This window comes from Breoghania sp. JC706 (genome assembly GCF_037026715.1).
Taxonomy (GTDB): domain Bacteria; phylum Pseudomonadota; class Alphaproteobacteria; order Rhizobiales; family Stappiaceae; genus Breoghania.
Window position 1 is genome coordinate 360,441 of sequence record NZ_JBANCG010000003.1, and the last position, 26,647, is coordinate 387,087.

Annotated in this window: 21 protein-coding genes and 1 riboswitch; of the genes, 12 read left to right on the plus strand and 9 right to left on the minus strand. The window is 64.6% G+C overall.

Annotated elements, in window-relative coordinates; all coding sequences use genetic code 11:
- Positions 1–29 precede the first annotated feature (29 nt).
- The gene (gene glmM / locus V2L18_RS07530) at positions 30–1,379 is read left to right on the plus strand and encodes a phosphoglucosamine mutase (protein ID WP_336177424.1); all 1,350 of its coding nucleotides are present in this window, start codon (positions 30–32) and stop codon (positions 1,377–1,379) included.
- Between the two features lie 469 nt (positions 1,380–1,848).
- Positions 1,849–2,583: an outer membrane protein gene (locus tag V2L18_RS07535; protein WP_336177425.1), complete on the plus strand. Its 735-nt coding sequence runs from the start codon at positions 1,849–1,851 to the stop codon at positions 2,581–2,583.
- Between the two features lie 90 nt (positions 2,584–2,673).
- On the opposite strand, the gene V2L18_RS07540 is transcribed toward V2L18_RS07535, so the two are convergent.
- From V2L18_RS07540 to V2L18_RS07560, 5 genes are all read right to left on the minus strand, one after another.
- A complete protein-coding gene (locus tag V2L18_RS07540) occupies positions 2,674–3,627 on the minus strand; it encodes an ABC transporter permease subunit (RefSeq protein ID WP_336177426.1) in 954 nt (317 codons plus the stop codon).
- Positions 3,617–4,561: an ABC transporter ATP-binding protein gene (locus V2L18_RS07545; RefSeq protein WP_336177427.1), complete on the minus strand. Its 945-nt coding sequence runs from the start codon at positions 4,559–4,561 to the stop codon at positions 3,617–3,619. The genes V2L18_RS07540 and V2L18_RS07545 overlap by 11 nt, the downstream gene beginning before the upstream one ends.
- 23 nt (positions 4,562–4,584) lie before the next feature.
- Entirely contained in the window at positions 4,585–5,799 is a 1,215-nt protein-coding gene (locus tag V2L18_RS07550) for an NEW3 domain-containing protein (RefSeq protein ID WP_336177428.1), read from the minus strand.
- 286 nt (positions 5,800–6,085) lie between these two features.
- A complete protein-coding gene (locus V2L18_RS07555; protein ID WP_336177429.1) occupies positions 6,086–6,679 on the minus strand; it encodes an acetate uptake transporter in 594 nt (197 codons plus the stop codon).
- Positions 6,680–6,987: 308 nt separating this feature from the next.
- A complete protein-coding gene (locus V2L18_RS07560) occupies positions 6,988–7,926 on the minus strand; it encodes a LysR family transcriptional regulator (protein ID WP_336177431.1) in 939 nt (312 codons plus the stop codon).
- Positions 7,927–8,058: 132 nt separating this feature from the next.
- Between V2L18_RS07560 and V2L18_RS07565 the strand changes: the two genes are divergently transcribed.
- A complete protein-coding gene (locus V2L18_RS07565; RefSeq protein ID WP_336177432.1) occupies positions 8,059–9,423 on the plus strand; it encodes an MFS transporter in 1,365 nt (454 codons plus the stop codon).
- A 295-nt stretch (positions 9,424–9,718) separates the two neighbouring features.
- On the opposite strand, the gene V2L18_RS07570 is transcribed toward V2L18_RS07565, so the two are convergent.
- Positions 9,719–10,519 (minus strand): hypothetical protein, encoded by an 801-nt coding sequence (locus V2L18_RS07570; protein WP_336177434.1) that lies wholly within the window; start codon positions 10,517–10,519, stop codon positions 9,719–9,721.
- Positions 10,520–10,724: 205 nt separating this feature from the next.
- Between V2L18_RS07570 and V2L18_RS07575 the strand changes: the two genes are divergently transcribed.
- From V2L18_RS07575 to serA, 4 genes are all read left to right on the plus strand, one after another.
- On the plus strand, positions 10,725–11,900 hold the full coding sequence (locus tag V2L18_RS07575) for a phosphoserine transaminase (protein ID WP_336177435.1): 1,176 nt from the start codon (positions 10,725–10,727) through the stop codon (positions 11,898–11,900).
- 3 nt (positions 11,901–11,903) lie between these two features.
- Positions 11,904–12,386 (plus strand): hypothetical protein, encoded by a 483-nt coding sequence (locus tag V2L18_RS07580; RefSeq protein WP_336177437.1) that lies wholly within the window; start codon positions 11,904–11,906, stop codon positions 12,384–12,386.
- A 176-nt stretch (positions 12,387–12,562) separates the two neighbouring features.
- Positions 12,563–13,075 (plus strand): hypothetical protein, encoded by a 513-nt coding sequence (locus V2L18_RS07585; RefSeq protein WP_336177438.1) that lies wholly within the window; start codon positions 12,563–12,565, stop codon positions 13,073–13,075.
- Positions 13,076–13,086: 11 nt separating this feature from the next.
- Positions 13,087–14,673: a phosphoglycerate dehydrogenase gene (gene serA / locus V2L18_RS07590; protein WP_336177439.1), complete on the plus strand. Its 1,587-nt coding sequence runs from the start codon at positions 13,087–13,089 to the stop codon at positions 14,671–14,673.
- Between the two features lie 131 nt (positions 14,674–14,804).
- Here the strand turns inward: serA and V2L18_RS07595 are convergent, their stop codons facing one another.
- Together V2L18_RS07595 and V2L18_RS07600 are read right to left on the minus strand one after the other, a co-directional pair.
- Entirely contained in the window at positions 14,805–15,758 is a 954-nt protein-coding gene (locus V2L18_RS07595; protein WP_336177440.1) for a DMT family transporter, read from the minus strand.
- 362 nt (positions 15,759–16,120) lie between these two features.
- A complete protein-coding gene (locus V2L18_RS07600; protein ID WP_336177442.1) occupies positions 16,121–17,032 on the minus strand; it encodes a DMT family transporter in 912 nt (303 codons plus the stop codon).
- A gap of 849 nt (positions 17,033–17,881) precedes the next feature.
- Between V2L18_RS07600 and V2L18_RS07605 the strand changes: the two genes are divergently transcribed.
- The 4 genes from V2L18_RS07605 to V2L18_RS07620 all read left to right on the plus strand — a co-directional run bounded on the left by V2L18_RS07605 (position 17,882) and on the right by V2L18_RS07620 (position 23,411).
- Positions 17,882–19,174 carry an adenylosuccinate synthase gene (locus V2L18_RS07605; protein WP_336177443.1) on the plus strand — a complete coding sequence of 431 codons (1,293 nt, stop codon included), beginning with the start codon at positions 17,882–17,884 and terminating at the stop codon, positions 19,172–19,174.
- Between the two features lie 43 nt (positions 19,175–19,217).
- The gene (locus tag V2L18_RS07610; protein ID WP_336177445.1) at positions 19,218–21,080 is read left to right on the plus strand and encodes a hypothetical protein; all 1,863 of its coding nucleotides are present in this window, start codon (positions 19,218–19,220) and stop codon (positions 21,078–21,080) included.
- 89 nt (positions 21,081–21,169) lie between these two features.
- Positions 21,170–21,305, plus strand: a riboswitch (TPP riboswitch).
- Between the two features lie 356 nt (positions 21,306–21,661).
- Positions 21,662–22,420 (plus strand): ABC transporter permease, encoded by a 759-nt coding sequence (locus tag V2L18_RS07615; RefSeq protein WP_336177446.1) that lies wholly within the window; start codon positions 21,662–21,664, stop codon positions 22,418–22,420.
- 52 nt (positions 22,421–22,472) lie between these two features.
- Positions 22,473–23,411: an ABC transporter substrate-binding protein gene (locus V2L18_RS07620; protein WP_336177727.1), complete on the plus strand. Its 939-nt coding sequence runs from the start codon at positions 22,473–22,475 to the stop codon at positions 23,409–23,411.
- 412 nt (positions 23,412–23,823) lie between these two features.
- On the opposite strand, the gene V2L18_RS07625 is transcribed toward V2L18_RS07620, so the two are convergent.
- Positions 23,824–26,034: an adenylate/guanylate cyclase domain-containing protein gene (locus V2L18_RS07625; RefSeq protein WP_336177448.1), complete on the minus strand. Its 2,211-nt coding sequence runs from the start codon at positions 26,032–26,034 to the stop codon at positions 23,824–23,826.
- A 343-nt stretch (positions 26,035–26,377) separates the two neighbouring features.
- Here V2L18_RS07625 and V2L18_RS07630 point away from each other — a divergent pair, with 343 nt between their 5' ends.
- Positions 26,378–26,647 (plus strand): YjhX family toxin, encoded by a 270-nt coding sequence (locus tag V2L18_RS07630; protein WP_336177450.1) that lies wholly within the window; start codon positions 26,378–26,380, stop codon positions 26,645–26,647.

Consider the following 26,647-nt stretch of genomic DNA (forward strand, 5'->3'; position numbering starts at 1 on the left):
CCCGGCGGATCCAGAATTTCGGAAGATCCATGACACGCAGCTACTTCGGCACGGACGGTATTCGCGGACAGGCCAACCGTTGGCCCATCACGCCCGAGGTTGCGATGAAGGTCGGCATGGCCGTCGGTGTCATCTTCCGAAACGGCGGCCACCGGCACCGGGTCGTGCTCGGCAAGGACACGCGGCTTTCCGGCTACATGATCGAGACGGCGCTGGTCGCCGGCTTTACCTCCGCCGGCATGGATGTCTTCCAGCTCGGGCCCATCCCGACGCCCGCCGTCGCCATGCTGACGCGCAGCTTGCGCGCCGATATCGGCGTGATGATTTCGGCCTCGCACAATGCCTTCGCCGATAACGGCATCAAGATCTTCGGCCCGGACGGCTTCAAGCTGTCCGATGAGGTCGAACGCGAGATCGAACGGCTGATCGAGAGCGATCTTTCCGGCCGGCTGGCGGCCCCCGCCGATCTCGGCCGGGCCAAGCGGGTGGACGGTGTGCGCGATCGCTACGTCGAGTACGCCAAGCGCACGCTGCCGCGCAACATGAGCCTGGAGGGCCTGCGCATCGTCGTCGACTGCGCCAACGGCGCGGCCTATCGCACGGCGCCGGAAGTGCTGTGGGAGCTGGGCGCGGAGGTGTTTTCCATCGGGGTTGAGCCGGACGGCCTTAACATCAACAAGGATTGCGGCTCCACCTCCATCGGTGCGCTGTGCGAGAAGGTGCGCGAGCTGCGCGCCGATATCGGCATCGCGCTCGATGGCGATGCGGACCGGGTGATCCTCGTGGACGAGAAGGGCGAGGCGGTCGATGGCGACCAGCTGATGGCGGTCGTGGCGGAAAGCTGGAAGGAGAGCGGCCAGCTCGCCCAGCCCGGCATCGTTGCCACCGTCATGTCGAACCTCGGGCTGGAGCGGCATCTGTCCGATATCGGCCTGACGCTGGCGCGCACCAAGGTCGGCGACCGCCACGTGGTGGAACACATGCGCCAGCACGGCTTCAATCTTGGCGGCGAGCAGTCCGGCCACATCATCCTGTCCGATTTCTCCACCACCGGCGATGGCCTGGTGGCCGCGCTTCAGGTGCTGGCGGTGGTCCGCCAGCAGAACAAGCCCGTGTCCGAGGTCTGCCGCCGGTTCGAGCCGGTGCCGCAGGTGCTCAAGAACGTGCGTATCGTCGGGGGCACCTCGCCGCTCGACAGCGCGGCGGTCGCGACCTCCATCGAGGCGGGCCGCGGCCGGCTCGGCAAGGGCGGTCGGCTTGTCATCCGTCCGTCGGGCACCGAACCGCTCATCCGCGTGATGGCGGAAGGCGACGATGTCGATCTCGTCAATTCCGTGGTCGACGATATCTGCACGGCGCTCACCAGCGTCGCGGCCTGAGGCCTGAAGTTCTGGGGCTGCTGGCGCCATCGGCTCCCGCCGTCCGCATTTTCTCTGATTTTTTTCGTTAAGGATTGCGGTCCTGTCGTGGGACGCTGCGGGAGGTTTGGTTAACGGGAAGGCGCGCGCCGCCCGTTTCCGGCCATGGTCCCGTTTTTGCCCTGCGACAGGCGGGGTCCGGATATTTCTCGATAACCAAGTATTTGTGCGCACTTGGCGAAAATGCCGGTTTCACCGGCGCCTGCCTGCGGTTCCCTATATTTCCGTCTCTCTAACTGCGCGTTAAAGAACGCTAACGGAAGATTAATGGTTTTAGTTAATGTAAATATGTCGGTAACCTAATCTATTATCCATTTTTGTTAGGGTTAATTGCCCATTAAACTTTCTGCACGCATCATTCGGCCCGTCGAGTATGAGTTTGACTGCCTGTTCACGATGGTTCTGGGCAACACAGAGGATGGGGTGCGAGATGTGCAGCCTGAGGAAACTGATCATATTTGCTAGCGTTGCGCTCGCCCTGCCGTCGGTCGCAAGCGCAGCTGACCTTCCCGAATACATTCCCGAACCCTATGTCGCGCCGCAGGGCGGCTGGTATCTGCGCGGCGACATCGGCTTCAAGATCTATCGCGACCCGGAAGCGAGCACGACCTACAACGGCATCGGCGACTTCTCCAGCGAAGGCATGGACAACACGGCCCTTCTTGGGGGCGGTATCGGTTACTACTTCAATGACTGGTTCCGTGCCGACGTGACGGCCGACTACGAGTTCAAGTCCGGCTTCGAAGGGCGCGCGCCGTGCTTCGGTCCGTGCGGTGCGGGGAGCACTTCCATCGAGACCGCCGATATCGATGCGTGGACGTTCATGGTCAATGCCTATGCCGATCTTGGCACCTGGCAGGGGTTCACGCCCTATGTCGGCGCCGGTATCGGTACGTCCTACGTCAAGGCCTCGGGCATCCGCTTCGACAATGGCAGCGGCAACACCGGTTCCTACGGCAACCACGGCCGCTGGAACCTCGCATGGGCGCTGATGGCCGGTGCCTCTTACGAGATCTCGCCGAACATGATGGTCGACGCGGGCTACCAGTTCCGCTCGCTCGGCAAGGCCAAGAGCGGCCGGATTTACGGCACCCAGAGCCGCATCGAGTACGACGACATTTACGCCCACGAATTGCGGCTGGGCCTGCGCTACAACTTCAACTGATCGACCTGAAAAGGTCTTCGGTGACAGACGGAACGGGCCGGGAAGGGTAACATCCCGGCCCGTTCTCGTTCGGTACGGCCCTGCCTTCGCTCAGGCCCGCACCTCCTGACGCTGGAAGGAGACATAGGCCAGCGTGAAGACCAGAACGATGCCCGCCACCAGGCCGGAGAAGTCCGGCCAGATGATCAGGAGGCTCTGGTCGAGCGGCAGCGGGGCGCCCATGAGCGCGCCTTCCATCTGGCTGCGGAACAGCAGGCCCAGCGCCCGGGTGGAGGGGTGCAGGATGCCCGTCAGCATCTCGCCGTAAAGCGTCGTCGGCGAAAGTCGCAGAAGGTCGTGCTGAAGGTTGTACTGGGTGAGCGCCGTCATCGGGTCGAGCGGATCGACGGGGGCGAGCGCCCCGGCCACCAATGGTGCCAGCATTGGCCAGAACACCGTGAACAGCAGCCACAGGGCAAGAGCGGCAAGCGCCGCCGTCGCGGTGGAGCGGAACCAGGTGGAAAACAGCAGCGCGATGCCGAGCCAGATCGCCGAATAGGCGACCGAGACCACAAGGAACGCGATGCCGCGCGCCACCTCCTCGCCCGAGGGCGGCAGGCCCAGCGACAGGATGCCGACGCCGGTTACCAAGAGCCACAGCGTGATCACGCAGATGGTGAGCACGACGAGGCCGCCCAGGAACTTGCCGGCGAGCAGCGCGTCCCGGTAGATCGGCTGGGAGAGGATCCGGCTCATGGTGCGGCGCTGGTATTCGCCGTTGATCGCGTCGAACGCCAGGGTGATGGCGACGAGCGGCAACAAGAAGCCCAGAAAGCCCGCAAACGAGGGCAGGGGCTCGCGCGCCGTGGTGAACAGGCGAAGGAACAGGAACGGATCGGAACCGACCGTTTCCTTCAGCTGCCCCGCCGAACCGTAGGCCGCGCCGATGGCGGTCAGGATGACGAGGCCGAGCACGATCTTCATCCGTGCGCTGGTGAGGTGGTCGGCGGCCTCCTTGGCGGCCACCGCCCACAGGCCCGTCCAGGGCGATCCCTCACGCTGCATGGCTCACCTCCATGGATGCGCGCTGGTCCTCGAAATAGCGCTGGTAGACGTCGTCGAGGCTCGGCCGGTGCATGGCGATGCGGCTGAGCCGGCCGCCGCGCTCCACAATCCGGGCCGCCACGTCGGCGCGAATGTCGGCCGTTGCGCGGATGCGCAGCCGGCCGGGCGTCAGGTTCTCGAAGCCGGCGACGCCGGGGATGGAGGCCACCGCCGTCTTGATGTCGATGCCGTCCGCTTCCACCTCGATCGTGTAGGATCCGCCGAGCACCTTCGAGCGCAGTTCGTCGACGGAGCCGGTGAGCCCGATCCGCCCCTGGTTGATCAGAGCCACCCGGTCGCAGATGGATTGCACCAGCGACAGAAGGTGCGAGGACAGCAGCACCGTGCGTCCGTCGTCGCGCAGCCGCCGGATGAGGTCGAGCAGCTCCGTGGTCGATTGCGGATCGAGCCCATTGGTCGGCTCGTCGAGGATGGCGATGGGACTGTCCTTCACCAGCACTTCTGCAACGCCGAGACGCTGGCGCATGCCGTGGGAAAAGCCCGCGACGTTCTTCTCCGCCACGTCGCTCAAACGGACCCGTTCTAACGCATTGTCGATGCGGGCATCGGCTTGCGCCGTGTCGAGCCCTGCGAGCCTTGCAGTGTAGCGCAGGTTCTCGCGTGCCGTCATGGTGTCGTAGAAGCCGACATTGTCAGGCAGGTAGCCGACGGCCCGTTTCACCGCCAGCGGCTGGCGCAGCGGGTCGAGCCCGGTGACGCGGACCTCGCCCGACGTAGGCTCGGTCAGTCCCAAAAGGATCAGGATCATCGTGGTCTTGCCGGAGCCGTTCGGCCCCAGAAGCCCGAAGACCTCGCCCCTGTTAACGGTGAGATCAAGCCCCGCGACGGCCTCCACGCCGCCGTAGCGCTTGACGAGACCCCGAACCTCGATCACGGGGCCTCCCTTTGCCGGGCCGCTCATCTGCGGCCATACCGGCGCACGCCGACGGCCATGACCAGAAGGGCGGCGGCGATGACGCCGAGCCCGGTCGCGCCCCACAGCGTGGAGGTGGCGACGGTCACGCGGAAATCGGCCGAGTTCGACACGCCGGAGCCGGATGCGCGCACGCTCGTCATGTAGTCGCCGGCGACCGCGTTCTTGGCCGGCGTCAGGTGCAGGGACACCTCCTGCTTGCCGTCGGGCGCCAGTTCATCAAGCGTTTTCGGCTCCATTTCCGCCTTCCAGCCGGAGGGCGCATGGGCGGTCAGGGTCACGTCTCGGGCTGCGTCGGTGCCGGTGTTGGCGAGGGTGAAGGAGAAATCGCGTTCTTCGCCGGCCGTCGCGGTGCCGGACAGCAGGCCGCCGGGCCCCATCAGCACGATCTCGGGCTGGCCGGTGATCTGCAGGTGCAGCGGGGCCTGGGCGGTGACGGCATCGCTCTGCGCGCCGATGGCGACGTCGTAGGTACCGGCGGCGACATTCTGCGGGGCCTTCACCTTGGCCTTGATGGTCTTGGTCTCGTTGGCCTTGATGGGCAGCGAGGTGATCTCCTGGCTGCCGTAACCTTCGGTGAAGGCGACCTGGAAGCCGTCGGGCGCCTTGGAGGTGAGGTTCACCACCGTGTCCTTCGGGCTGTCGTTCTTGAGGGTGAGTTCGAAATCGAAGGAGGATTTCGCCGTGCCGCGCAGGCTGGGCAGTTTCGGCTCCAGCGTCAGCTTCGCGGGCTTTGCCTCCGCCATGGTGAGCTTGATCGGCAGGCTCAGCGTCTGCGGTGCGCCCTGAGCGGGATCCTCAACCGTGCCGCGCACGTCGAACGAGAAGGTGCCGGCCGTCTTTGCTCCGCCCTTCGGCGGGGTGAGAACCACATGCAACGTCTCGGTGTCGTCCGTGCCGACCATGGCGGCGGAGACCTTCGATCCGCTGCCGTCGATCTCGGATGTCCAGCCTTTGGGAAGGCCGTCAAGCGCAAGTTCCACGCGCTCGGGCGGCAGGGCCTTGTTCTTGAGCGAGATGTCGAGCTTGACGGTATCGCCGAAGTCCACCGTTCGTTCGGGAAACGCCGTGGTGAGCCACAGACCGCGCACCGGCGGCGCCTGATCCTGGCCCATCATCATGGTTTCGGCGGAGGCTGGAAGAATGGTGATGAGAGATGCTGCGGCAAGCGCCGGCAGCCATGCGCGTCCAAGCGACATGGTTTGGTCTCCTGCTGTTCTGTCCGTCAGAAAACGGGCCCCTTCGCGTCGCGACGGCGGCGTTGGGGGCAGGTATTGGACGCGTGAAATTTCGTGACTGAAACCGGGCGAAATCGTGTTGAAAAAATTACAATGCGGTAATGTGCGGCATTGCCTTGCGGCGTCGCCCATTCCCCCGGCTCAGGCCACCCGCTCCTGTGTGACATAAAAAAAAGCCTGCGCGCGGGAGCTTTCCTCCGCGTGCAGGCCGACTGATCGTTATTCCGTTTTCAGTGGAGGCGCAGCCTCACTCCGCCGGCTGGGCCGCACCATGGCCGATGGCCGATTTCGGCGCGCCGACCGGCAGGACTTCACGGCCGTGGGTCTCGTTGATGACCTCGGCGGCTGCCAGATAGAAGGCGAGGATGGCCGTCACCAGCCCGACATAGCCGCCGGCATGCTTGACCGCTTCCAGTCCCGTGAAGTCGCCCGCCGCCAGCAGCGCGAAGGTGATCCACAGCGCAAGGAATACCATTTGCAGAGCGCGGGGCAGGGCGAGGCTGCCGATCCACATGAAGAACGTGAAGACGCCCCACATGGCGAGCCACCATGCGACGAACTCTCCGGAGACGCCGGCGGAGAAGAAGTGCACGAACAGGGCGAAGGTCCACCAGAAGGCGCCGTAGGAGCAGAAGGCGACGCAGCCGAAGGTGTTGCCACGCGGCATTTCCATCAGGCCGGCGGCGAATTGCGCCGTGCCGCCGAAAGCGAAGGCGGAGGCCAGCACCAGCGGCACGCTGGCACCGGTGAAGAAGCCGGCATTCACCAGGCTCAGCATCCAGGTCGTCAAGGCAAAGCCCGTCAGTCCGAGCGGCGCCGGATTGGCTAGTTTTCTTTCCATGACTTAAAATCCACTCTGCGCCGTTCTTTTATCTGGCGCGTATCTGCTTGGATGTTGCGTGGAGCTGATCTTCGAAGGGTCTCAAGCCTCGAATGTCCTCCCCACTGGCTCACGTTGCTTGCCGACCGTGATGCAGTAATATAACTCTGTCGGGGATAGACTTTAGACGCAAGCTATAGAATGTCGCAGGCCCTAAAATGACCTGATAGATATTGTTTATCGGCGAAAAAACGCTTGGTAATACCGGGAAAATTCGCTGCCCGATGAGCTCGGAAAACCGAAAGAATGCAACGCCGGGCGGTTGTCCCTCAGCTGCCGCGTCCGCCGGCCTCCAACTCGTCGCGTGGCCGGCAGCAGGCGCGGATGAGGCTGCGCAGCCAGCGGTGGGCGGGGTCGTTGTCGAGGCGCGGATGCCAGATCTGGGAGATCACGACCGGGTCCGTCGGGAACGGCAGCTCGAAGAATTGCAGTGCCGGCGGGTTCGGGCCGGCGGTTCCGGTCGGGGCGAGCGAATGTGTCACCAGCGCCACCAGATCGCTCTCCGCGGCGATCGCCAGCGCGGTGAAGAAGCTCGGCACCGTCAGCGTGCAGCGTCGTTCGAGGCCGAGCGCTGCCAATGCCGCATCGATTGGCCCCACGTGCCCGCTGCGCCGCGAGGAGAGTACATGGTCGGCCGCCGCATAGCGCTCCGGCGTCAGGACGCCTTCCATCAGCGGGTGACCCGTCCTGACCGCGCCGACATAGTGATCGCGGAAAAGCGTCTGGACCTTCAGTTCCGGCACGCTTTCCCCCAGAACGCCGATTTCCAGATCGATGGCCGCCTCGCGCAAGGGCTGCGGGTTCTTGTCCGGCTTCGGCGCGAAGCGCAGCCGGATCCCGGGCGCCTCGCGCCGCACCGCCGCGTGAAGCCCGGCCGCATAGGCGGCGACGAAGGCATCGTTGGCGCGGATGGTGAACGTGCGCTCCAGCGTTGCAAGATCCAGCGAGATATCGGCGCGGCCGAGGATCGCGTCGACCTCGCCCGCCACGTGGGGCACGCGCTCGCGCAGCGCGGCAGCATGCGGCGTCAGAACCATGGAACGGCCCGCGCGCACCAGCAGCGGATCGCCCGTCGTCTCGCGCAGGCGGGCGAGCGTGCGGCTCATGGCCGACGCGCTGAGCCCCAGCCTGCGTGCAGCGCCGGCCACGCTAGCCTCCGCAAGCAGGGCGTCCAGCGCCCGAAGCAGGTTGAGATCGGTGCTGGTCATCGCAAATTCCGTTCGCGCGCGGTCGTCCGGTTCATGACATGGCGTTTCATGCAGCTATTGAATGCAGTACGCGCGTCTTCTGCAATGGCTTGGGATGGATATTTTACCCGGCAGAGATCCGATGGAGCCCTTATGTCCTCACTTGCCCACACCGACGCCGTCGTGCCGATGGCCGGCCTTCCCATGCCACAGCGGCTTTTCGCGACGCTCGCCGTCCTCTCGACGCTCGTGCTGGTCGTGCTCGACGGGGCGATCGCCAACGTGGCGCTGCCGACAATCCACACCGAGCTGAAAGTCTCCGCAGCCGCCACGGTCTGGGTCGTCACCGCCTACCAGCTTGCGCTGGTGATGGGGTTGCTGCCGAGCGCCGCGCTCGGCCAGAGCCTCGGCTACCGAAAGGTCTTTGCGGGCGGCGTTGTGGTCTTCACTGTGGCCTCCGTGCTGTGCGCGCTGGCACCGTCGCTCACGTGGCTGGTGATTGCCCGCTTCGTGCAGGGGCTTGGCGCTGCGCCGCTCATGTCGTTGGCGGTCGCGCTGCTGCGCCATGTCTTTCCCCCGCGCATGATGGGCCGGGTGATCGGCTGGAACGCGCTGGTCGTCGCCCTTTCTTCCGCCATCGGGCCCACCATCGGCGCGGCGGTGCTGTCGGTTGCGAGCTGGCCGTGGATTTTCGCGGTCAACGTGCCCATCGGCCTTGTGGTGCTCGTGGCGGTTCGCGCGCTGCCCTCGCCCGCGGGCAGTGGGCATGCACTCGACGGGCTTTCGGTGCTGCTGAACGCGGCCGGGTTTGGCTGTCTGGTGATGGGTGCGGATGCGGTGATCGAGCGACCGGAAACCGGTCTGCCGCTGCTTGCCGTCTCGGCCGCGAGCTTCATCGCCCTGGTGCGGCGCGAAGCCCCGCGCCGGGCCCCGCTCATCCCGCTCGACCTGTTGCGCCGGCGCTCGTTCCGCCTCTCGGTGATTGCGTCGGTGTGCTGTTTCTCCGCCCAGATGTCGAGCTACGTGGCGCTGCCCTTCATCTTCCAGCACGGGTTCGGCCTTTCCGCGATGATGACCGGCATCGGCATGACGCCGTGGCCGCTGGTGGTGGCGTTTGCCGGGCCGGTTTCCGGCCGCCTTTCCGACCGGATGAACGGCGCCGTCCTGTGCGCCGTGGGCGGTCTCACGCTGGCCGCTGGTCTCCTCATGGCCGCCCTGTGGCCGGAAAGCGGCAGCCCGGTGCCGCTGGTCGCGATGACGATGGTCTGCGGCCTCGGCTTCGGCCTTTTCCAGGTGCCCAACAACCGCAACATGCTGGTCTCCGTGGAACCGGAGCGCGCAGGCGCTGCAGGCGGCATGCAGGGCACGGCACGTCTCGTCGGCCAGACGACGGGCGGGCTGATCATGACGGTGCTGTTCACGCTGACACCCGCTGATGTGGCCCCGCACCTGGGACTTGGCGTGGGTGCGGTGCTTGCCGCGCTGGCGGGCGGGGTGAGCGCGTTGCGGGCGCGGTAGGGGGAGGCCGGGGAGAGGGGACGAGCGGGAGGGAAGGATTGGACGGACGGGAGGAAGGGGCCGATGCTGCGATTCCTGCCTTGCCCGGCGGGTGCTTCTTATGCACCCGTACTCAACCCACCCACGATGTCATCCCGGCCTCCGAGCCGGGATCCATTCCGTGATGTTGCGGCGGCGGCTATGGGCCGATTATCGTGCCGGATCAGTCACTTCTTATCGCCGAGTTATAATTGATAATATTCGATTATATATTATACCATAAAAACTATTATATTCACATATAAAACAATATTTATTATAGATAATTTTCTGCAGAAAGTAATTTGTCTACTGGTCGTAGTAATAATATTTTCGGATTATCTTTTATTGAAATTCGCTTTTCTCTAAATTTCAACCAGAATGCGATGCGTAGTTCTTTTTCGTCTCTAAAATTTTCGGGCTTTATAAAGGCTATTTTATTCTTCAGATGTCTCACTTCGGAAATTGGGAAGTCCGCTTCCTGCTCAATGCAAATCGAACGTTCTTCGTAAGACACCGGTTGTATATCAACTTCCAATTGTAGGCCGCTTGCTAGTTCATTAAACCCGTTTTCTATCAATAGATAATCCGGTATGTCCTTAACTGAAATGCTACTCCATAGTAAATTACTCAAATGACCTGCAAAAGCACCCAGATTTTTAGCATTAATTTCCCAGAAACTGTCATGAGTCTCTGTTATAGAGCCGGCAGAGCTATTTTCACTGAGGGATAAGCAGTATATCCAGCAATTGTGCGTGGATCCATAAATTTCAACGCCCTTTATATGTGCCTGACCGGAAATAATAGCCATTTCCTCAATCGCAGCGTAACCCGTACCATCTTCGTGACCGCCAAATTCAAATTCGCTGACCCAATCGTTTGAGACGGGTGATAATTTCGGAAATTGAATGGAGAACTTAAATTTGCCTTCTCCAATATCTCTGAGTTTTTCATTTTCTTCTTTTCGATAGCTAAAAAGAGTGCCCAATCTTATTGTGTTGCATCCAGTTTTAATATTGTACGCTGAGGGGCAATATTTTACTAATGGCGGGCTCGAAAATTCGATAAATTTCGCCATCCATATCATCCTGTTCAATACGAATCTGACGGAAATATAAACTTTACGTTATATATGGTCAATGTTGGCGAAGTTTCTTGTGCGTATGAGAAGCCTCAGCATGCCCCGCAACAATCTGTCATTTGCCCTTCTCCGCATTTTCGCATATGTCGGTCAGTGGGACACCCTTCCCCAACGAAGGGCGCCTATCTGAAAGGGTAGCAACATGACAGTGACTGAAAAGCCGGCCATTTCGCCGGCCAATCCCGATTTTTCTTCCGGCCCCTGTGCCAAGCGTCCCGGCTGGACGCTCGATGGCCTCAAGGATGCCCCGCTCGGGCGTTCCCACCGTGCCAAGATCGGCAAGGCGAAGCTCGCCCAGGCCATCGACAAGACCCGCGAGCTCCTGCAAGTGCCCGCCGATTATCGCATCGGCATCGTTCCGGCCTCCGATACGGGCGCGGTGGAGATGGCGCTGTGGTCGTTTTTGGGCGCGCGGCCTGTGGACATGCTGGCCTGGGAAAGCTTCGGGTCTGGCTGGGTGACGGACGTCGTCAAGCAGCTGAAGCTCGACAATGCCCGCAAGCTCGAAGCCGGCTACGGCGAGTTGCCGGATCTCTCGGCCGTCGATTTCTCCCACGACGTGGTCTTCACCTGGAACGGGACGACTTCCGGCGTGCGCGTGCCGAACGCGGACTGGATTCCTGCGACCCGCGAGGGCCTGACAATCTGCGACGCGACGTCGGCCGCCTTCGCGCAGAAGCTCGATTTTGCCAAGCTCGACGTGGTCACCTTCTCCTGGCAGAAGGTGCTGGGCGGGGAGGCCGCGCACGGCATGCTGATCCTCAGCCCGCGCGCCGTGGAACGCCTTGAAACCTATACGCCTTCCTGGCCGCTGCCGAAGGTCTTCCGCATGACCAAGGCGGGCAAGCTCAACGAGGGCATCTTCAAGGGCGAGACCATCAACACGCCCTCCATGCTTTGTGTCGAGGACTATCTCGATGCGCTCGACTGGGGCCTTTCGCTTGGCGGGCTGGACGCGCTGATGGCGCGCGCCGATGCCAATGCCAAGGTCATTGCCGACTGGGTGGAAAAGACCCCGTGGGTCGATTTCCTGGCGGCCGATCCGGCCATCCGCTCAAACACCTCGGTGTGTCTCAAGATCGTCGATCCGGCGGTGACGGCGCTCGACGAAAAAGACCAGGGCGTGTTCGCGAAGGCGATCGTCGCAAGGCTCGATGCGGAAGGTGTCGCCTATGACATCGGCTCCTACCGCGATGCGCCGGCGGGGCTTCGCATCTGGTGCGGCGCGACGGTGGAGGCCTCCGATCTGGAAGCGCTGACGCCTTGGCTCGACTGGGCTTTCGCGGAAGCCGTCGCCTCTCTTCAACAGGCGGCCTGATCCGTGACGGGCGAACCGATGAGCCGCAAGCTCGCCGGGTTCGTCCGATCGGTCGGGATTCCGGTGCGTTTCGAAGCGCTGCCGGATCCCACCTTCCTGCCCGGTTTCGATATCCGTTTCGGCACGCTCGTCATCGACGAGGCGCGCCTTCTCTATCCCGGCGACATCCTGCACGAGGCCGGCCATATCGCGGTGAGCGATCCGGCCGAGCGGGAGCAGGAACGTCTGGATCCGAGCCCGGGCGACGAGATGGCGACGATCGCATGGTCCTATGCGGCCGCCTGCCATCTGGGAATTCCGCTGGAGGTCCTCTTCCACCCTGACGGGTACAAGGGGGATGCCGAAGCCTTGATCGAGAACTTCTCGACCGGCCACTATCTCGGCGTTCCCCTGTTGCAGCTCTACGGCCTCACCGTCGAGCCGCACCGCGCCGCGGAGGAGGGCGCCGATCCCTATCCCCACATGACGGGCTGGCTGCGTTCATGAGCCGGCCGAACGAGGTGGATCATGGCTCCCAAGGTACTGATTTCAATAGAAGTTGCGTCCGAATTCGGGCGTTTTGCGTGCGGCATGCCTCTGTCCGTCGTGTCTGCCGGGCGCGTGGCGTGCTCCTGGTATGATGCCAGCCCGGCACTGCTGAAGGCACCACTCTTCGCAACGGCTTGACGGCGATGCTGGCCTTCCAAAGGACTTTCCGCTTTGCCGACGTCCAATTGTCGGTGCGTTCGGAGGGCCCCGTTTCCACCGCGCTCTCCGAGCGGTGCCATCCGAAGCTGCCACAGGGCATGCGGATCGACTGGTGCACCGTTGCCACCGTCACGCTCGATTGCGTCGCCGGGGCCCGGTTCGCGGTTGGCCTGACATTGCAGCCGGCGGCGGAGGCAGGCTGGGAGATGGACCAGGAGACGGGCGAAGCCTTTGACGGGACTTCGTTTTGTTCCTCGAACGGAGACGTTGCCTTCGTCGCGATGCGTGATCCCGACTGGCTGGCGAACAGGTTCGCATTGCGGGTCGTGGACGCCAGCCAAGGCATCGCGCCGTTGACCGTCACCTATGAGGCGGCGGAAGCCACGTCGCCGATCATCCAGATAGCGATAGCCGAAACCATGCGTCCGTCGAACGAGCAGGAGGCTTTGTCGCCCTGCTTCGCGACGGACGTTGCTCTTGATTTCTAGAGGAGGTCAAATTGGCTCCCAAGGTACTGATTTCTGACAAGCTTTCGCCCGCCGCCGTGCAGATCTTCAAGGATCGCGGGCTCGATGTCGATTTCCTTCCCGATCTCGGCAAGGACAAGGAAAAGCTGGCCGAGGTGATCGGTCAGTATGACGGTCTTGCCATCCGCTCGGCGACCAAGGTCACGGAAAAGATCATCGCAAAGGCCGACCGGCTGAAGGTGATCGGGCGGGCCGGCATCGGCGTGGATAACGTCGACATTCCGGCCGCCACCGCCAAGGGCATCATCGTGATGAACACGCCCTTCGGCAACGCCATCACCACGGCCGAACATGCCATCGCGATGATGTTTTCCGTCGCCCGGCAGATCCCGGCGGCCGATGCCTCCACGCAGGCTGGAAAGTGGGAAAAGTCGAAGTTCATGGGCGTGGAGATCACGGCCAAGACGCTGGGGCTGATCGGCTGCGGCAATATCGGCTCCATCGTCGCCGAGCGTGCCATCGGACTTCGGATGAAGGTGGTCGCCTACGACCCGTTCCTCTCGGCTGAGCGGGCGCGCGATCTCGGTGTCGAGAAGGTGGAACTCGACGAGCTGCTGCGCCGGGCCGACTTCATCACGTTGCACACGCCGCTCACCGAAAAGACCCGTAACATATTGTCGGAAGAGGCGATTTCGCGCACGAAGAAGGGTGTCTACATCATCAACTGCGCGCGCGGCGGGTTGGTCGACGAGACGGCACTGAGGGCCGCGCTCGACAGCGGCCACGTGGCCGGGGCGGCGTTCGACGTGTTCGTAGAGGAGCCGGCGAAGGAGAACGTGCTGTTCGGCGCGCCGAACCTCGTTTGCACGCCGCATCTGGGGGCGGCAACGGAAGAGGCGCAGGAGAATGTCGCGCTGCAGGTGGCGGAGCAGATTTCCGATTACCTGATGAACGGCGGGGTCACCAACGCCTTGAATATGCCGTCTATTTCGTCGGAGGAAGCACCGAAGCTGACGCCCTTCGTGCGGCTTGCCGAGCAGCTTGGATCGTTTGCCGGCCAACTCACCGAGACGGCGATTTCGGGCATCCGGATTGAGTACGAGGGCCACGTTGCGCAGATGAACACCAAGGCGCTGACGGCGGCGGTCCTGACCGGCGTTCTGACGCCGCTTTTGCAGTCGGTCAACATGGTCTCCGCACCGTCGCTCGCGCGCGAGCGCGACATTCAGGTGGAGGAGGTTCACCGTTCGCAACAAGGTGCCTACGAAACCTATATCCGTCTGACAATATTGACGGAACGCCAGAGCCGTTCGGTTGCCGGCACGATTTTCGCCGACGGCACGCCGCGCATCATCCAGGTGAAGGGCATCGACATGGAAGCCGCGCTCGGGGCCCACATGCTCTACATCACCAACGAGGACAAGCCGGGCTTCATCGGCAAGTTCGGATCGATCCTCGGCGATGCCGGGGTCAACATCGCGACCTTCAGCCTGGGCCGTAACGAGCCGGGCGGCGATGCCATCGCGCTGATCGAGGTCGATGGAGAGGTGCCGGCGGAGACCGTGGAGAAGCTTGTCGCGCTGCCGCTGGTCAAGCAGGTCAAGCCGTTGAAGTTCTGAGGAAACGGGATGCGGGGCGGCGGGGATAACCAGGCCGTCCCGCGTCCTTTCGCATGTTCATTCGTCGATTGTTCGAATTTCGTCGAATTCTCTCGAATTCGTCTCGAATTTCACCCAAATGCGAAAGTCGTTCAAATGCGCCCGCGCGATGTGCCGCGACGCGCCATCAGCCATCTCGGAATTCGTCCGTCGATCGTGACGAGGGCGGCGGCGATCAGCGCCATGCCGGCCCAGTGGCGCGGCTGAAGTACCTCGCCCAGCACGAGCGCGCCGGCAAGGATGGCGCTGACCGGCACCAGGAACGTGACCAGCATGACATTGGCCGGACCGGCTTCCGCCATGATGCGGAAGAACAGGATGTAGGCGAGCGCGGTCGACAGCAGGGCGAGGCCGAGCATCGATGTTATCACCGGGGTGGACGGCCAGTTATCCACGAAGCCGACGCCGCCGGTCGCAAGCAGAATGACGATCAGGATGAGGCTCGATCCGGTCAGTTGCCCGGCAGCCGTCACCAGCGCTGGCGTGTTGCGGAAGCGGCGGGCGTAAAGTGCGGAGAAGCCGTAGGAAACGGTGGCGCCGAGGCAGGCGAGTTCGGCCACAACATGATCGCCGACGCCGGCGACGGCTTCGGCCCCGATCATCACCGTGACCCCGCAAAAGCCGAGGATCACGCCGGCGACTTTCAGCGGCGTGGCGCGGTCGGTCGTGGTGAACAGGTGCAGGATGATGACGGTGGAGATCGGGGTGAAGGCGTTGAGGATCGCCGCAAGGCCGGAGGCGATCTCGGTCTGGCCCCATGTCAGCAGACCGAACGGCACCACGTTGTTGAGGAGGCCCATCACCACGAAGGGCGCGAAGCCGGCAATCGTTGCGGGAAAGGGGATCCGCCTGATGCGCAGCACCACATGAAGGGTGAGGGCGGCCAGCGCGACGCGCAGGAAAACGATCTCCATCGGCGCGATCTCGGCGACCGCCACCTTGGTGAAGAAGAACGATCCGCCCCACAGGATGGAAAGCGCGATCAGCATCGTCCAGTTGGCGAGCGACATCTGCGGAGCGGAGGGTATTTCGGGCGGGCGCGTCATCATCGTGATCCGGTGTGGCGTGGGAGCCCAGATCTAACGGGTCACACGGCGGGATGACACACGTTTCTTGCGTGAGGGGAGCGGGGCGGGGATTGCGCAAGCGGCCCCTCCTTCGAGACGCCGTCTTGCGACGGCTCCTCAGGATGACGTTGTGTATGTTGATGCTTTAGAGAAACGATCAGCACGGTAACGGCATCCTGAGTGTCTGGCCCGGAATGCGCGCGGCTTGCTCCTGACTGTCATTCCCGCGCAGGCGGGGAGCCCGCACCCCGTGGGGGCTGCTATTCAATTCAATAAGGAAATCTTGTGGTTACTGGATCCCCGCCTTCGCGGGGATGACAATCGTGCCTGTGGCTGACGCCCTAACGGCTGAACCGCTGCGCCAGGAAAATCCCGGAGAGAATCAGCGCATAGCCGATGGCGTGGTAGAGGCGGAAGGCCTCGCCCAGGAACACGATCGCCACCAGCGAGGCGACGACAGGGATCAGGTGGAAGAACGGGCCCGCCCGGTTGGGGCCGATCAGCTCCACCCCGCGGTTGAAGCAGATGTAGGCGAGGATCGTCGCGATCAGCACCACGTAGGCAAGGGTCAGAAGCGTCTGCCCGTCGGCCTGCATGACGAAGCCGGACGCCATCTCCATCGCGGTTGCCGGCATCAGCATCAGCCCGCCGAGGCCGATGGCGATGACCAGGAACGACATGGGGTGGATCGGCGGGCGCTTGCGCAGGAGCGTGGCGTAGAGCGCGTAGCAGGCCATGGCCGCGACGAGATAAAGGTCGCCAGGATTGACGGTCAGCTCCGTCAGTCGCGCGGGATCGCCCTCGGTGATGATGGCCAGCACGCCGATGCTGGAGAGCACGATGCCGCCGATCTGGCCGGGTGTCAGCCGGTCGCGGAAGAGGATCAGCGACCACAGCGCGATCCAGAACGGCGCGGTCGACTGCATCAGCGCGCCATTGACGGCCTGGGTGTATTGCAACCCGACATAGGCCAGCGAATTGTAGAGCGTGATGCCGACGAAGGAGAGCAGCAGCACGATCGGCAGGTGCCGGCGGATGACGGACAGATCCTGCCGGACCTTCGGCCAGAAGATCAGCGCCAGAATGACGAAGGCGCCGATCCAGCGCATCTGGGCAAGCGCCAGCGGCGGGATATGGCCGGCGGCGACCCGGCCGAGGACGATGTTGCCGCCCCACGAGGCCGCCGTGGTGGGCAACAGGATATAGGGCTGGGAGTAGAGCCAGGTGCCGAGGCGCGCGGCGGACGTCGTCATGAAATCGGAAACCTCACGTTGCGCCGTATTCGGACGTGTTCGGGATGGCTCCCCTTCAAACCGGCACTTCATTGCCGAGTATCGGGTATCGGAATGTGTGTAAAGCCGCCCGAATGCCGTTGCGGTACGGTTGGCGGGGCTTTCCCGTGAATGCTCCCCCACCTGCGCGGGGATGACAGGGGCGGAAATACTGCGCTCCGTTTCCGGTGTCTCCTGGACTCTGTTCTCTCCGCCGTCATTGCCCGGCTCCGTTCGGGCAATCCAAGGCGGGCGGCGGAGGGTGTGGAGAGGGTAATGGATCCCCCGGACTTCGCCGGGGGATGACGGTGGAGAGTGTCGTGAGGGTGCCGAGGGCGAAGGGCATGGCGGAGAGCTTGGCTGCTCGCGAAAACGCCGCTTTTCCGGGACTGCGTCTCACAGTTTCGGTGTCATTCCCGCGAAGGCGGGAATCCAGCATTCCAGAGGCCTCTCGATTGAAGTCTGGGCGGTTTACGCATTGCGGCTGGATTCTGTGGTTGCCGGATCCGCGCCTTCGCGGGGATGACAAGGAAGGGAGCGGGGAGGACAGGGAAGAGGGAGGGGAGGACAGCGGAGGGAAATGCCGCGCTCTGTTTCCGGCGTCATCCCGCTCAGGAGTGCAAAGACGTGCGAGGTTCCCCTCGCAGGGACTCGTCACGGGCGGACGATATGTCTATAGTCCGCCCGCTTCGTGCGTGCCGGAAACGGCGCGCCGATTCCGGCCGTGCCCGCGCAACCGCGGTATCGCGCCGGGCCCGCGCATTTTCGAACGCCGGACGCCTTATGAAACGGGTGACCGCCGGCGAACCAATCTCAAGGAACAATAAGCCAATGGCCAACGTCGTTGTTGTCGGATCGCAGTGGGGAGACGAAGGCAAGGGCAAGATCGTGGACTGGCTGTCCGAGCAGGCGGATGTCGTCGTCCGCTTCCAGGGCGGCCACAACGCGGGGCATACGCTCGTCATCGACGGCGTGAGCTACAAGCTGTCGCTGCTGCCGTCGGGCTGCGTGCGCGAGGGCAAGCTCGGCGTGATCGGCAACGGCGTGGTGCTCGACCCGCATGCGCTGGTCGCCGAAATCGGCCGGCTGGCCGATCAGGGCGTCACCATCACGCCGGATAATCTGCGCATCGCCGAGAACGTTCCGCTGATCCTGTCGCTGCATCGCGAACTCGACGCCTTGCGCGAATCATCGAACGAAGGCACCCGCATCGGCACGACGAAGCGCGGCATCGGCCCGGCCTACGAGGACAAGGTGGGCCGGCGCGCCATCCGGCTGATGGATCTGGCCAACACCGAGACGCTGCGCGACAAGATCGCCCGCCTGCTGACTCACCACAACGCGCTGTTGCGCGGCTTCGGCAAGGACGAGATCAAGCCGGAGGCGCTGTACGAGGAGCTCACCAGCGTCGCCGACAAGGTCCTGCCGTTCATGGACATCGTCTGGCGGCTGCTCGACGAGAAGCGCAAGGAAGGCAAGCGCATCCTGTTCGAGGGCGCGCAGGGCGCGCTGCTCGACATCGATCACGGCACCTATCCGTTCGTGACCTCGTCGAACACGGTGGCGGGCTCCGCCTCGGCCGGCTCCGGCATCGGGCCGGGCAGCCTCGACTATGTGCTCGGCATCACCAAGGCCTATACGACGCGCGTTGGCGAGGGGCCGTTCCCGACCGAGCTCAACGACGAGATCGGCCAGTTCCTGGGCGAGAAGGGCCGCGAGTTCGGCGTGGTGACGGGGCGCAAGCGGCGCTGCGGCTGGTTCGATGCGGTGCTGGTCAAGCAGACCGTCAGGACCTGCGGCATCAACGGCATCGCGCTCACCAAGCTCGACGTGCTGGACGGGCTGAAGGAGATCAAGATCTGCGTCGGCTACAAGCTCGACGGCAAGGAGATCGATTATCTGCCGGCCTCCCAGGGCGCTCAGGCCCGCGTCGAGCCGATCTACGAAACGCTCGACGGCTGGCAGGAAACGACGGCGGGCGCACGCAGCTGGGCCGATCTACCGGCACAGGCGGTCAAGTATGTCCGCCATGTCGAGGAGCTGATCGGCGCGCCGGTGGCGTTGCTGTCGACGTCTCCGGAACGGGATGACACAATCCTTGTCCAAAATCCGTTTCAGGATTAACCCTAAACGTCGCAGAATTGTTCAGTCCTTATAAGAGTAGCCAATGGCGGACTATCACGCTGTCTTGAAGCGGGCGATCGATGCACTTCCCGAAAACACGGGAGCGGCGCGTCGGGCTGTCTACCAGCGCGCGCGCCAGGCGATCGTCAATCAGCTCAAGAGCTATGACCCGCCGCTGGCGCCTTCCGCGATAACGACCGAACAGCTGCATCTGGAAGAGGCGATCCGCAAGGTGGAAGCCGACGCGGCCCGCGCCTCTCTGGGGCTTGGACCCGCGCCGCGGCCGGCCGCTGCGGCGCCTCAGCCGTCTGCGCCTGCGCAGCCGTCTTCTCCGGCGCCTGCCCAAACCTCTGCCCCGGCCTCTGCCCCGGCCTCCGCCCCGTCCCCTGCCTCGGCGCCTGCGCCGAACGGGGCGCCCGCCGCCACGCCGACGCGGCCCGAAGCGGAACCGGTTCCCGGATACGAGGGCGGACGCGGGGCGGAGCGTCAGGCGGAGGAAAAGCCGGCTGCAGCCCCTGTAGCGCCGCCTGTCGTGCCGGGCGCAGCGGAACGTCCCGTCGGCAACGGCGGCAAGACGGCCGCAACCAAGCCGCCTGCCGGTGAGAGCGCAAGTGAGCGCGCTGGTGGCCATGCGGGCGGGCGGGAACGGATCGAGCCGACGCCGCCTGCGGCCGACGACATTTTCGACGATGAACCCGAGACGGGACCGAAGCCGGCGCGCAACGGCAACGGCGGCGCGGCGGAGGCGCCGGAACAGGGTACCGAGCCGCGCGGCAACGGCAAGTCGGGCAACGGTGGTCCCCAAAACGGCGGCCCCGAAAACGGTAGACGGGGACGGGATGCGATTTCCGACCTCGATGCCATGACGCGCGGCGCGCAGGATCCGACCGCCTCGACCATGCCGCGCTATTCCGATCGCGACCTTCGGCCCTCGCGGCTGCCGATGATCGGCGCGGCGGTGGTGGCCATCGTCGTCTTCATCGGGCTGGTGAGCGTGGTCTACACCCAGCGCGATTCCATTCTGGCGATGTTTTCCGGGTCGGACACGCCGCAGGCGAGCGACACGGCCTCCGGCACGGACGAGCCCGCCTCTTCGGAGGGCGGCAAGGACACGGCCCGGCTTCTCAACGACGACGGGTCGCCGGCCGCGCCCGATGCGCGCGCGGTGACGACGACGCGTGTGGTGCCGCCGGCCGAGGATGGGGTGACGGTCGCCCCGCAGGGCGGCGAGCCGGAAACCTCCGTCGACGAGCCGGACGCGACCCAGGCCGGCGAGCCGGACAATAGCGCGGCCGCGACCGCGCCGGCGGCGGCGAATTCCGATACCCAGGCTCCGGCTTCCGCCTCGCAGGCGACGCCGGTCGCCCAGCGCGCGATTCTTTACGAGGAAAGCGCGGACGCCAGTTCCGGCGGCTCGGCCGAGCAGGGCCGGGTGCTGTGGTCGACGGCGCAGGAAACGCCGGCCGGCGGGAGCAAGTCGGACACGGTCATCAAGGCCCAGATCACCATTCCGGGCCGTGACGTGGCGGTGGAACTGACGATCCGTCCCAACCAGGACAAGACGCTGCCGGCGAGCCACCTCATCGAGCTGAAGTTCAACCTGCCGAAGGATTTCGCCGGCAAGGGGATCTCGTCGGTGCCGGGGCTGATCATGAAGACCACCGAGGAGGCGCGCGGCGATGCGCTGCGCGGGGCCTCGGTCCGTGTCGCGGACGGCTTCTTCTGGGTGGCGCTCTCTTCCATTCCGGACGAGCGGGAACGCAACATCGCGCTTCTGCGCGACCGCGGCTGGATCGACATTCCGATCCTCTACGAGACCGGCAAGCGCGCCATCCTGACGCTGGAAAAGGGCTCGCCCGGCGACCGCGTCGTCCAGACCGCACTGGATGCCTGGACGAAGAGCTAGGGCCGCTCCCGTCGTGAGTGCCTCGGCCTGCCATGAGGGGCCTCCGCGCCGCCCCCCTTGCATTGCCATGCGAACCGCCCCACACTGACATTACTTCCGAGGGGTGTTCGCGAACGCGAACTGAGATGGCCAGTTCCGATCCGCTACAAGTGCGGGAGGGCAGGGGCCGAACCCTTCGAACCTGATCCGGGTCATGCCGGCGAAGGGACGGAAACCTGAGCCCTATTTTCCCGGGTCTCCATGGTCTTTGGTGTCAAGGACGGGGAGATCCCATGTTTCATCTGCATGCTGCGCAAGAGCGCGGCAGACCGATTTCAAGACTGCCGTACTCCGGTATGGCGCCCAGCTCGGACATGCCGCCCGGTTGCGGGAGAACGGTGTGCCCGTCGGATTGTTCATTGGCACACTCACTGGGGTGGCAAGCAGGGCGGTATTTCGCCCTTCCGGTTTCCTGATCCTTCGCAAGGCGTCGATTGACACCGGCAACCGGCGGGCCATGCGGTGTGCCGTTTTCCCGGTCCTGCCGTTTCCCGCGCCTGGGCAATCGCAACCGCCTGAGGTCCTCCGGCTCAAGGAAGATCATGTCTGAATTCCAACGGCGTATCGTGCGCGGGCTTGTAACCGCTGTCCTGCTCATGGGGGCGTGGGAACTGGCCGTGCGCGGCCTGAGGCTGCCCTCCTACATGCTGCCTCCGCCCTCCCGGGTGGCCGAGGTGCTGGTCGCGCGCGCCGACTTCCTGTTCCACCAGGCCGGCATCACGGCCTACGAGACGGTGCTGGGGCTCGTCTTCGGCGTCGTCGGCGGGGTCGTGCTGGCGCTGACGCTTTCGGTACTGCCGCTGGCGCGGCGCTACCTGCTGCCGGTCGTGGTGGTCAGCCAGGCGCTGCCGGTCTTTGCCATCGCGCCGCTTTTGGTGCTGTGGTTCGGCTTCGGGCTTGCCTCCAAGATCGTCATGGCGAGCCTGATCATCTTCTTTCCCGTCACCTCCGCCTTCTACGACGGGCTGCGCCGCACCGACCCCGACCTTCTCGACTACGCCAAGCTCGTGCGCGCCACGCCCTGGCAGACGCTGATGCTGATCCGCGTGCCCGCCGCGCTGCCCGCGCTGGGCTCCGGCCTGAGGGTCGCCGCCGTCTTCGCACCCATCGGGGCGATCGTGGGGGAATGGGTCGGCTCCTCGCAAGGGTTAGGCTTCGTCATGCTGCAGGCGAATGCCCGCGCGCAGGCCGACATGGTGTTCGCGGCGCTCGTGCTGCTCGCCGCGATGGCGCTTCTTCTTCGCACGATCGTCGACAAGACGACCCGGGCGATGACGCCCTGGCAATCCGAACAGGCCTGAGAAGGCCGGACCGGGAAAATTGAAAGAGAGGAGACCTCATATGCTGAAATCGATGAAAGCGACTTTCGCCGCGCTGGCCTTCGCCGCCGCCTTCGCCGGGGGGGCGGCACAGGCCGCCGACAAGCTGACCGTGCTGCTCGACTGGTACGTCAATGCCGACCATGGCCCGCTGGTGGTGGCCAAGGAGGGCGGATATTTCGAAGCCGAGGGGCTGGACGTGGAACTGGTGACGCCGGCTGACCCGTCCGCCCCGCCGCGTCTCGTGGCCGCCGGGCAGGGCGATATCGCGGTCTCCTACCAGCCGACGCTTTACGAGCAGGTGCAGGAGGGGCTGCCGGTCAGGCGCATCGGGACGCTGATCTCCACCCCGCTCAACACGGTGATCGCGCTGAAAAGCGGGCCGGTGAAATCGCTTGAGGATCTCAAGGGCAAGAAGATCGGCTTCTCGATCTCGGGCTTTGAGGACGCGATCCTGTCGACCATGCTCGGTACAGTCGGCCTGTCGGAGGACGACGTGGAGATGATCAACGTCAACTTCGCGCTGACGCCGGCGCTTCTTTCCGGCCAGGTCGATGCGGTGGTCGGCGCCTATCGCAACATCGAGCTGAACCAGCTTGAGGCGGAGGGCAACCCGGGCTTCGCGATCTACCCGGAAGAGCACGGCGTGCCGGCCTATGACGAGCTGATCTACATCGCCAACAAGGACAAGCTCGACGACGACCGCCTGCCGCGTTTCCTGCGCGCGGTGGAGGCGGCGACCGTGTTTCTGACCAACCACCCGGAGGAAGGGCTGAAGCTCTTCGTCAAGAACCATTCCGACATCGACGACGATCTGACGAAGAAGTCCTGGTACGATTCCGTGCCGCGCTTCGCCAAGCGCCCGGCGGCGCTCGATGCCGGCCGCTACGAACGGTTCGGCGCCTTCATGGAAAAGGCCGGTCTGATCGAAAAGGCGCCGAAGGTCGAGGATATCGCGGTGGAGATCAGGTAGGGGGCTCAGCGGACAGAAGTCCCTGGTCGCGGCATTCTCCATCGTCGTTGCCCGGCGCAAGTCCGGGCAATCCATTGCGCGCGACCGTGTGTGCGGAGGGTGCTGGATCCCCCGGACGAAGCCGGGGGATGACGGTGGAGAGATCTGGCCGGGGGGCGGGAGGTTCAGACCGCCACCGGCTGCGCATTGGACCGGTTCATGGTGGGGCGGGAACAGGTTGCCCGTCCTTCGAGACGCCCGCTGACGCGGGCTCCTCAGGATGACGTTGAATGTGGTGTCGGTTCCGTAAAGGCATCAACACACACAACGTCATCCTGAGGAGGTGCGAAGCACCGTCTCGAAGGATGGGCCACAGCACGAATCCTCGCGTTCGGCTTCCGCCCAATCGTGAAACCCTCCCGAGAGATCACAGCTAGATCCTGCGGTCGCGCAGCGTGGCCACGCGCTCGGCGAAACGGTCGTAGAAGGCGGCGAGGGTTTCGGGGGCGGCGGTGCGGCAGGCGGTGAGCGCCATGTCGGCCTTCCATTTGTCGCCCGCATGCCAGGCCGCGACCAGCTTTTCGTGCTGCGTTTTCAGCGCCGCGAATTCCGGCGAAGCCGCGTAGGCCTCGTCGCCGGCAAGCGCGTAGAGGGCGACGGGCTCCGACTTGCCCTTGAGCGGGATCTCGCCCGCCTCCAGAAAGGCAAAACCGGGCGCGGCGTGGGCCGTGTCCTCGGAGACGAGAAGCTCCGAGCCTACGGCCTTGCAGCTCGATTCGATACGCGCGGCCACGTTCACCGCATCGCCGACCACCGAATAGTTGAAGCGCCGGTCGGAGCCCATGTTGCCGACACAGGCAGCGCCTGTGTTGATGCCGACGCCGATCTGCACCTCGCTGATCGGCTTGTGGCCGGCCTTGAAGCCGAAGGCATCGGCCGCGTTCAGCTCCACCACGATCTCGCGCATCCTGAGCGCCGCGCGGCAGGCGAGGGCCGCGTGGTCGGGCGTTTCCAGCGGCGCGTTCCAGAAGGCCATGATGCTGTCGCCGATATATTTGTCGATGGTGCCTGCCTCAAACTGGATGGCGTCGGAGAGTGGCGACAGCAGCGTGTTGAGGAAATGGACGAGATCCTGCGGCGTCAGCATTTCCGAGATCGGCGTGAAGCCGCGCACGTCCATGAACATGATGGAGAGCGTCCGCATTTCGCCGCCGAGCTTCATCGCGTCAGGCTGGTCTTCCAGCTTCGACAGCAGTTCCGGCGCCAGATATTGCGAGAAGGCGCGGCGCACGAAGCGCTTTTCGCGGTCTGAGACGACGTATTGCTGCAGCGTCGCCGCGCCGTAGACGAAGGCGGCCGAAAGCGAGGGGTAGATCGGATCGATCAGCAGGGAGGCCTCGCGGAAGGCGAAGACGGCAACCGCGACGCCGGAGGCCGCCAGAACCGCTCCGATGATCGCGGATGGGACCGGGCCTGTGGCGACGAGGGCGGCGATGACGAGCAGGCCGAGCGCAAGGGTGATGAGGATTTCCAGCCCGTCGGCCCAGTCGGGGCGGCTGAGATAGGTGCCGCCGATGATCTGTTCGGCCGCCTGCGCATGCACCGAGACGCCGGGCACCAGCCCGCCCAGCGGAGTTGCGCGGATATCGTTGAGGCCGACGGCGGAGGTGCCGACGAAAACGATCGCGCCCTCCAGCGCATCGCGCAGCTGCGCTTCCCTTTCGGGCGCGAACAGGTCGCCAGCGGAGACGTAGCGCGCGGGCTCCGGCGGCGTGTAGTAGATCCACAATTCGCCCTCGGCCGTGGTGGGAACGGTGAAGGCGCCGACGCGAAGGGCGGCGATGGCCGGGCGGCCGGTGTCGGCCTCGCCGCTGGCGCCTGTCGAGCGCACGAGAACACCGCCGGCACCCTGCGCCAGCCGCAGCGCCTCCACCGCAAGGCTCGGGTAGAGCGCCTGGCCGTTGGAGAAGACCAGTGGAATGCGGCGCACCACGCCGCCGGTATCGGCCCGCGACAGCGAAATGCCGCCGGCGCCCGCAGCCGCCTGCTGCAATTCCGGCAGGCTGGCGAGCGCGGAGGTGAAGGGCGGCAGGATCGCCTTCGGGTCGGTGCCGCCGAAGGCGAAGCCCGCCTTGGGCAGCGGGCGTGTGCCGCTGGCATCGGCCAGGATCGCGAAGCCGAGCGCGACCGGCTTTCCGGCAAGCGTTTGGGCGAGCCGGGCATCGTTGTCGGGCAGGCGCGAGAGCAGCGCGCGCACGCGGGCGGCCTCCGGCGTGGCGCCGAGATCGAGGCTGCGGGCAAAGCGGGCGGGCGAGGTGCGGTCTCTTTCGGCAAAGACCATGTCGAAGGCGACGGAGGCCGCCCCCAGTTCGGTGAGCCGGCTGGTGAGCCGTGCGATGAGCGTGCGCGGCCAGGGCCACTGGCCGAACTGCTTGAGCGAAGCATCGTCGATATCGACGATGCGCACGGGAAGCGGCTGATAATCGCGCGGCCACAGGCGCTGGTAATAATCGAAGGTGAGCTCGCGCACGGCCGCCACGAAGGGCGGATTGGCGAACCTGAGTCCCACCATGACGGCAAGCATGGCGAGGCCGGCAATGACCACGAGCGCGGTCTTCCTGCGTTTGGGGCGTCGGGCGGCCATCGGGTCCTGTCCGTGCAGGGAAGGGGCCGCGCGCGGGATGCGGCGGCTGGCGACACGGTAGGCGAGGGCATCCGGACGGGCAAGATGGCGCGGGCTCCGCGACGGTTCTTCCAGCGCGCTTCCGGATCGGATGCGACGGTTAAGCCGTTGCGGAGGTTTCGGCCCGGGCCTATCTTTGCACCGTGCCCCGGGTGATTGTCCGGGCGCACCAATGGAGACTGGATGTCAGAGCTTGTGTGATCGGCTCTCCGCGTGAACGGAGAGCCTTCGCGAACCGATAGACCCGCTGGCCAGCGTTTGCGGCCGGCACGGGTGCGTTTGCGTTCCATCACACGAGAAATCCATGAACATTTCCCGCAACGAGCAACGTGCGCTGCACGTGCTGGCGCTCGGCGGCCATATCCGACATACGCGTGACGACGACGGGAGCCGCAAGGTCTGCGCGGTTCTCTGCGTGACCCGCGAGGGACAGATCCTTTCCGATTGCACCCTGGCCGTTTTCCTCTCGCTTCGCCGCAAGCGGCTGATCCGTTCCGAGGGAGGAAAACCCTACACCATCACCCATCGCGGCCGCCTCGCGGTGCGCGCACAATTCGACAACAAGGGAGCCTGA